This window comes from Vibrio sp. (genome assembly GCF_047973365.1).
Taxonomy (GTDB): Bacteria; Pseudomonadota; Gammaproteobacteria; order Enterobacterales; family Vibrionaceae; genus Vibrio.
In genome coordinates this window covers 17,196-30,413 of record NZ_JBKEBW010000058.1, presented here as the reverse complement: position 1 = coordinate 30,413, position 13,218 = coordinate 17,196, and the positions used below count along the sequence as shown (strand labels likewise).

The 13,218-nt window shown below is 40.9% G+C and carries 12 protein-coding genes; 7 read left to right on the top strand and 5 right to left on the bottom strand.

Annotated features, from left to right (window positions below):
• Positions 1-87: 87 nt before the first annotated feature.
• A complete protein-coding gene (gene ulaR, locus ACK5MF_RS08465; protein ID WP_416921270.1) occupies positions 88-843 on the bottom strand; it encodes an HTH-type transcriptional regulator UlaR in 756 nt (251 codons plus the stop codon).
• A gap of 380 nt (positions 844-1,223) precedes the next feature.
• On the opposite strand from ulaR, the gene ACK5MF_RS08460 reads away from it, so the two are divergent.
• The 7 genes from ACK5MF_RS08460 (at position 1,224) to ACK5MF_RS08430 (ending at position 7,439) form a co-directional block, all read left to right on the top strand.
• The gene (locus ACK5MF_RS08460) at positions 1,224-2,999 is read left to right on the top strand and encodes a PTS ascorbate-specific subunit IIBC (RefSeq protein WP_416921228.1); all 1,776 of its coding nucleotides are present in this window, start codon (positions 1,224-1,226) and stop codon (positions 2,997-2,999) included.
• 67 nt (positions 3,000-3,066) lie between these two features.
• Positions 3,067-3,531: a PTS sugar transporter subunit IIA gene (locus tag ACK5MF_RS08455; protein ID WP_416921226.1), complete on the top strand. Its 465-nt coding sequence runs from the start codon at positions 3,067-3,069 to the stop codon at positions 3,529-3,531.
• A 12-nt stretch (positions 3,532-3,543) separates the two neighbouring features.
• Positions 3,544-4,242 (top strand): L-ribulose-5-phosphate 4-epimerase, encoded by a 699-nt coding sequence (locus ACK5MF_RS08450; RefSeq protein WP_416921223.1) that lies wholly within the window; start codon positions 3,544-3,546, stop codon positions 4,240-4,242.
• Between the two features lie 8 nt (positions 4,243-4,250).
• A complete protein-coding gene (locus tag ACK5MF_RS08445) occupies positions 4,251-5,075 on the top strand; it encodes a Cof-type HAD-IIB family hydrolase (protein ID WP_416921221.1) in 825 nt (274 codons plus the stop codon).
• Positions 5,076-5,897, top strand: coding sequence for a Cof-type HAD-IIB family hydrolase (locus ACK5MF_RS08440; RefSeq protein WP_416921219.1), 822 nt, complete (start codon positions 5,076-5,078; stop codon positions 5,895-5,897).
• 5 nt (positions 5,898-5,902) lie between these two features.
• On the top strand, positions 5,903-6,550 hold the full coding sequence (locus tag ACK5MF_RS08435) for a 3-keto-L-gulonate-6-phosphate decarboxylase UlaD (protein ID WP_416921217.1): 648 nt from the start codon (positions 5,903-5,905) through the stop codon (positions 6,548-6,550).
• Positions 6,551-6,563: 13 nt separating this feature from the next.
• Positions 6,564-7,439 carry an L-ribulose-5-phosphate 3-epimerase gene (locus tag ACK5MF_RS08430; protein ID WP_416921215.1) on the top strand — a complete coding sequence of 292 codons (876 nt, stop codon included), beginning with the start codon at positions 6,564-6,566 and terminating at the stop codon, positions 7,437-7,439.
• A gap of 162 nt (positions 7,440-7,601) precedes the next feature.
• Here ACK5MF_RS08430 and ACK5MF_RS08425 read toward each other — a convergent pair whose 3' ends face one another.
• The 4 genes from ACK5MF_RS08425 to ACK5MF_RS08410 are packed head-to-tail and all read right to left on the bottom strand — an operon-like array spanning position 7,602 to position 13,051.
• On the bottom strand, positions 7,602-8,141 hold the full coding sequence (locus ACK5MF_RS08425; protein WP_416921213.1) for a GNAT family N-acetyltransferase: 540 nt from the start codon (positions 8,139-8,141) through the stop codon (positions 7,602-7,604).
• Between the two features lie 59 nt (positions 8,142-8,200).
• Positions 8,201-8,971, bottom strand: coding sequence for a peptidoglycan binding protein CsiV (locus ACK5MF_RS08420; protein WP_416921211.1), 771 nt, complete (start codon positions 8,969-8,971; stop codon positions 8,201-8,203).
• 40 nt (positions 8,972-9,011) lie between these two features.
• Positions 9,012-12,473 (bottom strand): transcription-repair coupling factor, encoded by a 3,462-nt coding sequence (mfd, locus tag ACK5MF_RS08415; RefSeq protein ID WP_416921209.1) that lies wholly within the window; start codon positions 12,471-12,473, stop codon positions 9,012-9,014.
• An 8-nt stretch (positions 12,474-12,481) separates the two neighbouring features.
• Positions 12,482-13,051, bottom strand: coding sequence for a PilZ domain-containing protein (locus ACK5MF_RS08410; protein ID WP_416921207.1), 570 nt, complete (start codon positions 13,049-13,051; stop codon positions 12,482-12,484).
• Between the last annotated feature and the right edge of the window lie 167 nt (positions 13,052-13,218).

Below are 13,218 nucleotides of genomic sequence, written 5' to 3'. Positions count from 1 at the left end.
AGTTATAAAATTTAGGGTGTAGAGACCTACGCGTCTTTTTATTTAAAGACGCGGTTTATAAGTGAGTTAATAAATTGTGATAAGGCGTTAAACCAGAATAACCTTAACACCTTGTTGTTCTAAATTTTTAATTACTGAGGAGTCTGCATCCTTTCCGGTAATTAAAATATCTATTTTTTTACTTGAACAGAACAACATACCGGTTCGCTTACCAATCTTTGAACTATCGACTAAAGCGACTAAAGTATCGATTTGCTCTAGCATATGTTGCTCTGCAACAGCGGTGAGCATATCGGCTTTATAAAGCCCAACATCAGTTAATCCTTTTCCTGATGTGAACATCCAGTTTCCTGCATAACCATTAAGCGAATCTGGCATCGGATTAATGAAAATATTTTGAGCTCGATGATATTGCCCACCAATAATAATTACATCTTGATGATCTTCATTTATTAAATAGCTAGCTAACGGAAAATAGTTAGTTACGATTTGAACATCTTTACCGCACAATTGTTGTCCGAGAAGAAACGCTGTTGAACCGCAGTTTATAACGATGCTATCGCCTTTATGACATAGCTGAGCTGCGGCGAGAGCAATACGAGATTTCTCTTCATAGTAATCAGCACTATCGATATTTAATGGAGACCAGTGTTTCTTTTTCGTTTTGATGCGCTCAGCGCCATTACGAACTTTTTTGAGTTTACCCACCTCGTCTAGTTTTGATATGTCACGACGAGCCGTAGCCGGCGATACCGAGAATTTGTCGATAATATGCCCGACGGTAATTGTATGGTTCTCTTCTAATAGCGACAAAATTCCGTCATGCCTTTGAGCTTCGTTTATCATTTTGTCACCTTTATCTACTTTTCATAATCACTTTATGATTGTTATTGATTGTTTATGATTTGATTTTGAGTTTAATAATCATCAGTTTTTAAGTCAAACATTTCTGCACTAAAAACTATCTCAAAAATCGAAAAGCCAACTAACATATTGATTTTAAATGAAATATTAATACTTCTATATTGTGTTTTGTGATAAGGAACTCAATAATCATTATCGGGTCTCTTTAAAATTGATTTAAATCAATTTAATCACAAATGTGCATTGAATGATTATTTATGATTATTAATAATTCTTTCGTGAGCAAAGGATGAGCATTGTCTGTTCTGATAATGCCCCAAACCTACAAACTATTGATAATCAAAATAAGGGGTAAAGATATGGAGTTTCTATACGACATATTCTATGTTTTTTACAGCCAAGTAATGACCAAAGCACCGTTGTTGCTCGGTTTGGTTACATGTCTTGGCTATATTCTGTTAAAAAGAGATGTAACAACAGTTATATCTGGTTCGATTAAAACCATCGTTGGTTTTATGATCGTACAAGTCGGTTCTGGTTCTCTTGTCGCTGGTTTCGCGCCAGTTATCAAAAAGTTGAATGAAATTCATGGCTTAACGGGTTCAGTTATCGACCCTTATACCACCATGATGGCAACAATGGAAACCATGGGTGAGAACTACTCATGGGTCGGTTATGCAGTGTTACTTGCGCTTGGTCTAAATATTGTCTTAGTTGCATTCCGTCGTTTTACTGGTATTCGTACCATTATGCTGACTGGCCATATCATGTTCCAGCAGGCAGGGCTTATCGCTGTATTTTACTTTGTGCTTGGCGCGAGTATGTGGGAAACCATTATTTATTCGGCAATATTGATGGCGCTTTATTGGGGTATTTCTTCAAATATCATGTTCAAAGCGACTCAGGAAGTTACTGGTGGTGCAGGTTTTTCTATTGGTCACCAACAACAATTTGCGTCATGGATTGCAACCAAAGTAGCCCCTAAATTGGGTGATAAAAAGGATAGTGTTGATCATATTAACTTGCCGAAATGGTTGCATATTTTCCACGATTCCATTGCAGCAACGACGCTCGTTATGACCGTGTTCTTCGGCATCATTTTGCTATCTTTTGGTCTAGACAATCTGCAGGATATGGCTGGTAAAACACACTGGTTAATCTACATTTTTGAGACTGGTTTGAAATTCGCGGTAGCAATCCAAGTGATTGTAACAGGTGTTCGTATGTTTGTTTCTGAATTATCTGAAGCATTCAACGGTATTTCTGAACGCCTAATTCCAAATGCAGTTCTTGCGATTGACTGTGCTGCTATCTATGCATACTCGCCAAACGCAATGGTATTTGGTTTCATGTGGGGTGCTGTAGGTCAGTTTGTTGCTGTACTGGGCATGCTTGCATTTGATTCACCAATTATGATTATCCCTGGCTTTATTCCTATGTTCTTCTCTAACGCAACAATCGGTGTATTCGCTAACCACTTTGGTGGTTGGAAAGCGGTTATGAAGATCTGTTCCGTTATGGGTATCATTGAAGTGCTTGGTTCTGCTTGGGCAATTCATATCTTCGCTCAAAATGGTGCTGAATTTAACGCTTGGATGGGTATGGCTGACTGGGCACTAGTATTCCCACCAGTAGTTCAAGCTCTATCTGCTTCTAGTCTGTTCTTCTTCGTTATTCTTGCATTAGCGGGTGTCTATATGTTCTATGCATCACGTGCACTTCGTGAAGAAGAAGACGCAGAAGCGGCGATGACAGCGGTGACTCCAGAAGGTATCGAAGTTGAAGTAAAAGTTGAAAAAGCATCTTCAGCCGCTTCAGTAAGTACATCTGCACAAAGACCCGTTCGTATCTTAGTCTGTTGTGGCTCTGGTCAAGGCTCTTCGATGATGTGTTCTAAGAAGATTAAGTCTTACCTAGACAAACAAGGTATTCCGAGTGAAACATCTAACTGTGCAATTACAGACCATAAATCACGTGTAGACAGTTTCGATATTATCGTGACATCAGTGGCTTTAGCTGAGCAAGTTATTGACCTTCCTGAAGGCAAGTTCAAACTAGGTGTTAAAAACATGATTATGCCTAAAACATTCGCTAATGAATTAGAGTCAATCATCACCGAAAACTTCCACAAATAATAACAATTATTCTAGCGCTCATGCTCAACGCGTGAGTGCTGGATAAAGAAAATAAAAGGGTAACGTTATGCAACTGAAAGAATCATTAATTCAGAACAACTCAATTTTACTGAATGCTAAAGCATCTACATGGCAAGAGGCTATTAAGCTTGGCACTGATGCTCTTGTTCACGCTGAGGTTGTCGAGTCTCGTTACTACGATGCAATTATTTCAGCAATCACAGAGCAAGGTCCTTACATCTGCATTCATGATGCATTTGCTCTGCCTCATTCTCGTCCAGAAGATGGTGTAATCAAGACAGGCTTCGCGTTAACTGTACTTGAAACTCCGGTTGTTTTTGAGGGAGTTGATGAGCCAGTTGATGTTCTGGTGACTTTAGCTGGGAAAGATTCTGAAGAACATATTGAAGGCACAATGCAAGTTGCGAATTTAATCGAGTTTGATGAGGACTTCTCAAAACTACGTGCTTGTAAGACCGTTGATGAAGTTGCTGAACTTATTGAACAAGCGTTGTTAGCCGCAGACGAATAAGTGAGTAGAGCTATGTATAGTGAATTAAAAAAACGTGTTTTAGAAGCAAACCTTAAGTTACCTAAATACGGCTTAGTTACTTTTACTTGGGGAAACGTTTCAGAGATTGACCGAGAACGTGGTGTTTTAGCAATAAAACCATCGGGAGTTGAATACGATGAAATGAAATTGGACGACATTGTCGTGGTAAATCTTAACGGTGATGTCGTTGAAGGGCGTCTAAATCCATCTAGTGATACTGCTACTCATATCGAGCTATATAAGGCGTTCCCTCAAGTCGGTGGGATTGTACATACACACTCAAGAAAAGCGACCGTTTGGGCGCAAGCAGGGTTAGATGTTCCGGCTCTGGGAACAACTCATGCTGATTATTTCTATGGTGACATCCCATGTACTCGTTTATTAACAAAACAAGAAATTGATCATGAGTATGAGAAAAATACCGGGCTGGTGATCATTGAAGAATTTAAGAAGCGTGGCATAGAAGCTAAAGCGGTTCCTAGTGTGGTAGTGGCTGGTCATGCTCCTTTCTCTTGGGGAAAAAATGCCGATGATGCGGTTCACAATGCCGTAGTACTTGAAGAAGTCTCGGCGATGGCAATCGATACTCGCGCACTTAACGGCACAATAAAAATCCAACCAGAATTATCAGATAAACACTATATGCGTAAGCATGGTGAGAATGCTTACTATGGTCAAGGTGGGGAGTAATTTCTGATATGTATAAAGTTCTTGCTCTTGATTTAGACGGTACTGTATTAACGGATCAACATACAATTCATCCAGCCGTTAAGCAGGCTATCGCTCATGTGAAACAAGACTGTCACGTCGTCATTGTTACAGGGCGTCATCATACAGCAGCAAGGCTTTATCATGATGAGTTAGGGTTAACGACACCAATCATATGTTGCAATGGTACGTATTTATACGACTACGTAACAGACTGTGTGTTAGCACATAACGCTGTAGATAAACAGCATGCATCAATGTTCGTTCGGTTAGCACAAAAGTACCAACTGAAGTTAGTTATGTATGTAACGGATACCATGGTTCATAGCATCAGTAATCCTGTGAAATACATGATTGAGTTAGAAGAGTTCTCGAAAACTTTGCCAAAGGGAAAAGGACCTAAAATTAAGCAGATATCTACATTTGAAGATGTTATTGCCGCAACTGACTTTGTTTGGGAATTTGTGGTAGAGGGCGAAAATAACGCAATCAAGCAGTTCTTAAATGAACCGTTTATTACGACACATTTTACTTTAGAACGTTCTTGGCTGAATCGCCTAAGTTGTTATTCAAAACAGAATAGTAAAGGTAAACGTGTTGCTGATTATGTGGAAAGTCTTGGACTTCATTTCAGTGATGTGATGGCTGTAGGAGACAACCATAACGATATTTCGATGTTGAAATATGCAGGTCTCAGTGTCGCAATGGCAAATGCTGATGATGTAGTAAAGCAATTCGCATCAATCGTTTGTGAGAGTGACAACAACGAGGGTGGATTAGGGCATTTAATTCGCAACCAAATAAGGGGACAGTAAATGTATAAAGTACTCGCATTAGATCTGGATGGAACGGTGCTGACCGATAATCACACTATTCTTCCGCAAGTTAAAGCTGCAATCCAAGAGGCGCAACAGCACTGTCATGTCGTTATTGTTACGGGACGTCACCATACTGCGGCTCGCCCTTATTATGTTGAGCTTGGATTGAATACGCCAATTATTTGTTGTAACGGTACATACATTTACGATTATAAAAATGAGCAAGTCATTACACATAATGCGATCGATAAAGAAACAGCATTAGAGTTCATTGCTCTGGCAGAAAAGCACAATGCCAAGTTAGTTATGTATGTGACCGATGCGATGACTTACGAAAGACAAGCACCAATTTCTTATATGCAAACTTTAGAGGATTGGGCACAAACGATCCCTGAAAATATTCGACCGAATATTTACAAGATTGAATCGATACCTAAGGAAGCAAATACAACACAATTTATTTGGAAATTCGTTGTTGAAGCTGAATCAAGCGCCGTTGAATTATTGGTTCAACATCCATTAGTTCAAACCAAATTTAATGGGGAGCGTTCTTGGTCAAATCGAATTGATTTTGCAGCAAAAGGAAATACGAAAGGTAATCGACTTGCTGAATATATAGAACAGCTCGGTTTTCAAGCCAATGATGTAATAGCAGTCGGTGATAACCACAATGATACTTCAATGATTCAACTGGCAGGTTTAGGTGTTGCAATGGCTAATGCTGATGACACCGTTAAATCATTTGCAAATGAAATCTGTCAAACAAACAACAACCAAGATGGCCTTGCTCATCTTATTCGTGAAAAAATAAAAGGATAGACATTATGACTAAACCAATGATTCAAATCGCTCTTGACCAAACTAATTTGTCAGCAGCAATAGAAGTTGCTCAGAATGTAGAAAGTTTCGTAGATGTGATTGAAGTGGGCACTATCTTAGCGTTCGGTGAAGGCATGAACGCAGTATCTACACTACGTAAGAATCACCCTAACCACATTTTAGTCTGTGATATGAAGACTACTGATGGTGGTGCAATTCTATCACGTATGGCATTTGAGGCTGGTGCAGACTGGATCACTGTCTCTGCTGCTGCACACATTGCTACCATTGAAGTGTGTAAAAAAGTGGCTGATGAGTTTAATAGTGAAATCCAGATTGAACTTTACGGAAATTGGACAATGGAAGACGCACAAGCATGGGTTGACCTCGGTATAACTCAAGCTATCTATCACCGTTCTCGTGATGCTGAACTCGCTGGTGTGGGTTGGACTGGTGAAGACTTAGAAAAAATGCGCAAGCTTTCTGATCTGGGTCTAGAGCTGTCAATCACTGGCGGCATTGTTCCTGAAGATGTTTATCTATTTGAAGGTATTAAAGCAAAAACGTTTATTGCAGGTCGTGCATTAGCGGGTGATAAAGGTAAAGAAACAGCAGAAGCACTACGTACTGAAATTAACCGTTTTTGGAAATAGTTGAGAGGTCGCTATGTATCAAAACTTACAGCGACACCGAGTAGGGCTTTATGAAAAAGCCCTACCCAATGAGCTGAGCTGGGAAGATAAGCTTAGAACGACAAAAGAATTAGGATTTGATTTCTTAGAAATATCTGTCGATGAATCAGATGAACGTCGTAGCCGTTTAGATTGGGATGATGAAACGATCTATTCATTACGCCGCTTGTGTGAACAATATGAGCTTCCTCTGCAATCAATGTGTTTGAGTGCTCATCGCAAGTTCCCTTTTGGTTCGGCTGATCCTGATATTAGAAATCAAGCTGTTATTCATATGGAAAAAGCGATTACTCTAGCTTATAAATTAGGAATTAGAACAATTCAACTTGCGGGTTATGATGTTTATTATGAACCTGCGAATAAAGAAACACACCAACGATTTATTGAAGGTATGAAGTGTTGTTCTAAATTGGCAGAAAGAGCCAGTGTCATGTTAGCTGTGGAAATAATGGATACTGATTATCTTAATTCTTTGAGTAAGTTTGAAGTCTTGAATAGAGAAATAAATTCACCATTTTTTACAGCATACCCTGATGTGGGAAATATTTCTGGATGGAACTATGACATAGTTACCGAACTAAAATTGAGTAAACCTAATATTACACAGATACATCTAAAGGATACTTATAAAGTTACATCTGAAAGTAAAGGACAGTTCCGTGATTTAATCATAGGTGAAGGGCAGGTGGATTTTAATGCTATTTTTACCACTCTTAAAGAAACAGAATGTGTCGTTCCTTTAGTTATTGAAATGTGGGCTAATGATGAGCATTGGAAAGAAAATATTACAATCGCTCAAAGTAAATTAAATGATGCTTGTGAATATTCTTCTTTACCTAAATTATTTTAAATATCTCTAGTTAAATATATTTTTATAAATTTATTTTTATTCCAATCGTTGGAGTAGATGCAATGCATCGCCCCCGCTATGATGCATTGCACCATTTATATTTTAATTCTATTACTATCATCGATGATTTATATATTTATTGTAGATTTTTAATTCTTAATCTCAGCCAGGGATCAATGAGAACACAACACCATCTTTAGGTTGGTCATTAAACAAGAAACGGTTGCGGGCAATATGTTCTTTTAGCGCACCACAAGCTAATGCCAGTTTCTGACTGGGAAGGTTTTCTGTGTCACAAATGATCTCGATTCTGGTGAGTTCTAATTGACTAAAACAGAATTCGATTAATGCGTTGACGGCTTCTTGGCCGAAACCTTTGCCTTGGGCATGATCTGCTATCCAATATCCTATGCTTGCCATATTGAACACGCGATAGAATTCATTAATTGCAACCATACCGATTAACTTCTGTTGGTGCTTTTCAAATACACCAAATCCGTATGCATCTGCTTTAACCCAGTTTAGTCGGTTAGCCAAAATAAACTGTTCGGCATCTTTTGTTGAAAACTGTTCATGACACCAGTCTATCCATTGATGAAGAGATGGTGAGTGACTAATACAATCAGAGAGCGTTTGGGCCTCTTCAAGTTTGAGAAGTCTGAGTTGCAATCGCTGAGTTGTTATCTGGAAATCTGGCAGCATGTTTTATCTCAACACTTAGAGTGTCAATGCAAAAAAGCGCCCATGGGGCGCTTTAGGTTTTATTGTTCTTCGACTTTTCTGACTTGGATAATCATGCCCATCAGAGGGTGATCCAAATAGTGTGTTTCACCGCTGCGCATACGTCTTTTTTGATCGATGCGATAGCTTTTCAGGAACGTCTCTATTTGCTTAGTGGGAGAAACGGGCGCTAAGTTGCCTGCTTGTACCATACCATCGGTTTGCTCGTCATTAGCTAATTCAATTGATACATCTTGCATCACGATTTGACGTTCACTTGGTCTTTTAAGATCCATCATCACTTCGGCGTATAAGTAATGCTGTACATAGATTTGAAATGTACCGTCTAGTTCATAAAGTGGTTTAGCGATACTTTGTTCAGTGACACCATCAATCGATGTTTGAGTCACAGTATCATCAATCGCATCGCCATTAGGGCGATATTGGCGCGAATAATCTTTACCCGCTTGGATATGGAACATAGGTGCGGCGTTCTTTGCTTCATCTCCCTGACGCCATGCGGTGTGCAAAAGTACGTCAAAACCTGCGTGCTTTTTAAGCTCTTGGACTTGGTCATTAAGCTGATAGTCTGAGTAGGCAAGCATTTTAACGCCTTTAGATTGGCGATAATTAGCATCAGCAAAATTGCCAGCCCTTGCCATATTAATTTCTGACAAACTATCAGGCCAAGATTCGCTGATTTTCTCTGCTTCTACTGCTCTTTTGAAGATGATGACTTCAATATCAAATTGTCTTTGAGCCAAACTAGGCATAGCGACAAGTAAAAGCAGTAATGGGATCAGTTTTTTCATTATGACTCCGTCATTCGGCGCTCAGCACCACACATCATTTTTACGTTGTTGGAAGTAAGTTTTGCTGGAATTCATCCAGCATGTTTGCAACAAACTGAACTCTTTCTCTTCTGTCGACTAATGGTACCGCATACTTAAACTTAGTTGGTCCATCCATCGCAAATTTTTTCGGTTGAGACTGCAACAGTTTAACCAAAAACATAGGGTTAATGTCAGCATTTGGATAGAACTCGATGTATCCACCTTTCTCGTGCGCTTCAATTTTACGAATTTTAAGTTTCGCCGCATCAAGTTTAAGCTGTGCAACAGCAAGTAAGTTTAACGCTGCATCCGGCAGCTTGCCGAAACGATCAATCAGTTCGACTTTCAATTCTACCAGCTCACTCTCATCATAGACGCTGGCAATTTGTTTATACATCGACAGACGGGTATTGATATCAGGGATGTAGTCGTCTGGTAGTAACGCGGGTAAGCGCATTTCAACCTCAGTTTGCTCACGGAGCAAATCATCTAAGGATGGCTCTTTGCCTGATTTTAGAGCTTCAACGGCTTGCTCTAACATTTCCATATAGAGCGTGAAACCAATCGATTGAATCTGCCCACTTTGCTCATCGCCTAATAGTTCACCAGCACCGCGAATTTCTAGATCATGGGTCGCTAATGTAAAGCCCGCTCCTAAGTCTTCCAATGATGCAATGGCTTCAAGACGCTTAACGGCATCTTTGGTAATGGCTTTCGGTGGTGGTGTCAATAAGTAAGCGTATGCTTGATGGTGAGAACGACCGACACGACCACGCAACTGGTGTAATTGTGCCAAACCTAATGAGTCAGCACGGTTCATGATGATGGTGTTGGCAGTTGGCACGTCGATACCCGTTTCAATAATAGTGGTGCATACCAGAAGGTTGAAACGCTGATGATAGAAATCATTCATTACGCGTTCCAACTCGCGCTCGCGCATCTGACCATGAGCGGTAGTAATACGAGCTTCTGGAATAAGCTTCGCTAAATCTTCAGCGACTTTTTCGATGCTTTCTACCTGATTGTGTAGGAAGTAAACCTGACCACCACGCATGATCTCACGCAGCACGGCTTCTCTAATGACGCTGTCTTCGGTTTGACGGACAAAGGTTTTAATCGCCAAACGGCGCGCTGGAGGCGTCGCGATTATCGACAGATCACGCATGCCACTCATTGCCATGTTTAGTGTCCGAGGAATCGGTGTTGCCGTGAGAGTCAAAATGTCCACATCGGCGCGCATTGCCTTCACTTTCTCTTTCTGACGAACACCAAAGCGGTGTTCTTCATCGACAATCAGTAAGCCTAAATCAGCAAATTGGATATCGTTGGACAGCAACTTATGCGTGCCAACCAGAATATCGACTTTACCTTCCGCAACGTCTTGTAGAATTTGCTTCTGCTCTTTTGCTGACTTAAAACGTGACAATACTTCGACCCGGATTGGTAAGTTGGCAAATCGATCGCGGAAATTTTCAAAGTGCTGTTGTGCCAGTAAGGTTGTCGGAACGAGCACGGCAACTTGTTTATTGTTGTCAGTACATAAAAAGGCGGCGCGCATGGCAACTTCGGTTTTACCAAAACCCACATCACCACAGACTAATCTGTCCATTGCTTTTGCCTGACACATATCAGACATCACGGCATTGATCGCCATTGTCTGGTCATCGGTTTCTTCAAATGGAAACCCTGCTTTGAATGTAGCGTACTGATCTCTGTCGAGAGTAAATTTGAAGCCAGGTTTGAGTTCGCGTTTGGCATAAACATCCAGCAGTTCTGCGGCGACATCGCGAACTTTTTCTGCTGCTTTAGTACGCGCTTTCGTCCATGACTCACTGCCAAGCTTGTGCAATGGTGCGCTTTCTTCAGCGCCACCTGAGTATCGGCTAATTAGATTTAATGAGGATACTGGCACATAGAGTTTTGCATCGTTCAAATACTCTAGAGTGACAAATTCAGTGGTTAAGCCACCAGCCTCTAGTGTCTGTAGCCCGACATAACGACCAATACCATGGTCAATATGAACCACAGGTTGCCCCGGTTTGAGTTCAGCAAGGTTACGAATGACAGCATCGCTGTTAGTGGCTTTGCGATCTTTCTTACGGCGTTGTATGACTCGATCGCCGAGTAAATCGCTTTCGCAAATGAGCGCGAGTTGGTCAGTCGCAAAAATGAAACCGTGCTCAGAAGAACTGAGAACTAGCGTGAACTTATCACTGCTTTCCAGCGCTTCACCAAAGGTATTTTTACTGTGTGGGCGCAGTTTAATTTGTTGCAGTAATTCAAGTAGCGCTTCACGGCGGCCTTCAGATTCAACAGAAAAAATCACTTTGCCTTTAAACTGCTCGCTAAACTGACGCAGTGCTGCGAGTGGTTCTTTATGTTGGTGTTGAACGGCAAGTGGTGGAAGAACACTGATATCCGGATTGCTTCGACCCGCCTTTTCAGACACGGGGTCGATACTCATTATGGTATGAGGCAGATCCTTAAATTGAGCAAACAACTCATCCTTTTTCAGCCACAACTCTTCGGGTGGCAGCAGAGGTCGCAGCGGATCGACGTTACGTTGGTCGTATCGATAGTCGACATCAGTCAAAAACTGGTCGATAGATTTTTCTATATCGCCGATAGAAATGAGCTGGCTATCGGCGGGTAAGTAGTCGAAAAGTGTTTCTGTGTGTGTAAAAAACAGCGGTTGCCAGTATTCGATACCTGCCGGCCACGTCCCTTTAGAGACTTGCATGTAAACCGATTCGGGTTCACGGCGAGCTTCAAAACGTTGACGCCAACGTATACGGAAATCTTCTATCGCACTTTCTGTTGTTGGAAACTCGTGCGCTGGTAACAGACAGATATCCTGAATTTCTTCAATTGAACGTTGATTCTCAGGATCGAAAGTGCGAATGGTATCAATTTCATCATCAAAAAAATCGATACGGTATGGATTTGAACTTCCCATCGGGAATAGGTCGAGAATAGAACCTCTACTGGCATATTCGCCAGGACCGAACACTTGATCTACATGGCGATAGCCCGATTTTTCTAACTGGATTCTCAGCTTTTCTAGTGAGAAAAGATCACCACGTTTCACCATCAGGGTGTGTTGCAGGAGAAACTCTCTTGGTGTTTGACGTTGTAATAGTGTGCTCACCGGTACAATCGTAATACCAGACCTTAATGATGGGAGCTTGTACAACCGAGATATTCGATCCGATTTGATTTCCTGATGATGTGAAAAATTATCGTATGGTAAAGTTTCCCAGTCAGGAAAAAGCGCAATTTCATTGTGACTGAATTGCTCGATTTCATGTAGCAATTTGAGTGCAGTTTGTGGATCTGGTACCGCGAGCAAGGTATGTCCAGCATGGTCATTTGCAATTTCAGCGATAGCTAAAGCGAGACTCGCACCTTTTAGGTTGCCGATGTGTTTTTTGTCTCCGGCGCCTGAGGCCGAATTCAAACAAAGTAATGTATTTTTAGTCATGGAAATGCTTATGTTTTATCTCTATCCAAAGAACGCTGACGCAGCAATTTTTGCTGTTGGTAGAGGGCGGCTTTAATCAGCAAGTCTTGGTCAGTATCACGCAATAAATCGTACTTTACCGTGACGGATTTTTGCGCATCGTGTTCTTCAACGCTGTAAACCGTGGCGTAGCAATAAATTGCCGCGGCTGGATGCTCTATAAATAATTTGATACGCAGTTTTGTACCCACGGCAGGCGCGTTATTGGTTAAATAAGTCAATTGACTTGCACCAAATACTGACGTTTTGTGGCGTAACTCAGGTTCATCTTGTTGGGACAACATAAAGGTCAATAAAAGATTCAGTTTTGAGTTCTGAGTATCCAGTAACTGGACGACGTGCTTGAAGTCGCTATTTTTTAGCTCAAGTTTTGCTGCATCATTGAGTTGATCCAGTTGGCTAAATTCACTGGCAACAACAAACGGCGCCGGGATCTCACTGACGAAACTTTCATAAGAAGGAAATATGAAATTGTCAGACATCTGTTCGACGTTAATGGTAAGGGCGTGATGTACCGTGAAAAATTCTTGATCTGTCATATAAGTTCCTTCTTTTCTTTGTTGATTATCGTCATACCGACCAAGTAATCAAGTTATGCCTGTATCGACAGTGCAAATAATTGTTTTTCTCCAACATCATCACTTTTTGCACACTTTGCGCTGAGAATGACATTAAATGGAACTATTACATTTATTTAGCAAAGAAA

Excerpts from the sequence above, each read along its gene's own strand:
- ACK5MF_RS08460 (WP_416921228.1), top strand. The coding sequence starts at position 1,224 with ATGGAGTTTCTATACGACATATTCTATGTTTTTTACAGCCAAGTAATG.
- ACK5MF_RS08455 (WP_416921226.1), top strand. The coding sequence starts at position 3,067 with ATGCAACTGAAAGAATCATTAATTCAGAACAACTCAATTTTACTGAAT.
- ACK5MF_RS08450 (WP_416921223.1), top strand. The coding sequence starts at position 3,544 with ATGTATAGTGAATTAAAAAAACGTGTTTTAGAAGCAAACCTTAAGTTA.
- ACK5MF_RS08445 (WP_416921221.1), top strand. The coding sequence starts at position 4,251 with ATGTATAAAGTTCTTGCTCTTGATTTAGACGGTACTGTATTAACGGAT.
- ACK5MF_RS08440 (WP_416921219.1), top strand. The coding sequence starts at position 5,076 with ATGTATAAAGTACTCGCATTAGATCTGGATGGAACGGTGCTGACCGAT.
- ACK5MF_RS08435 (WP_416921217.1), top strand. The coding sequence starts at position 5,903 with ATGACTAAACCAATGATTCAAATCGCTCTTGACCAAACTAATTTGTCA.
- ACK5MF_RS08430 (WP_416921215.1), top strand. The coding sequence starts at position 6,564 with ATGTATCAAAACTTACAGCGACACCGAGTAGGGCTTTATGAAAAAGCC.
- ACK5MF_RS08425 (WP_416921213.1), bottom strand. The coding sequence starts at position 8,141 with ATGCTGCCAGATTTCCAGATAACAACTCAGCGATTGCAACTCAGACTT.
- ACK5MF_RS08420 (WP_416921211.1), bottom strand. The coding sequence starts at position 8,971 with ATGAAAAAACTGATCCCATTACTGCTTTTACTTGTCGCTATGCCTAGT.
- mfd (WP_416921209.1), bottom strand. The coding sequence starts at position 12,473 with ATGACTAAAAATACATTACTTTGTTTGAATTCGGCCTCAGGCGCCGGA.
- ACK5MF_RS08410 (WP_416921207.1), bottom strand. The coding sequence starts at position 13,051 with ATGACAGATCAAGAATTTTTCACGGTACATCACGCCCTTACCATTAAC.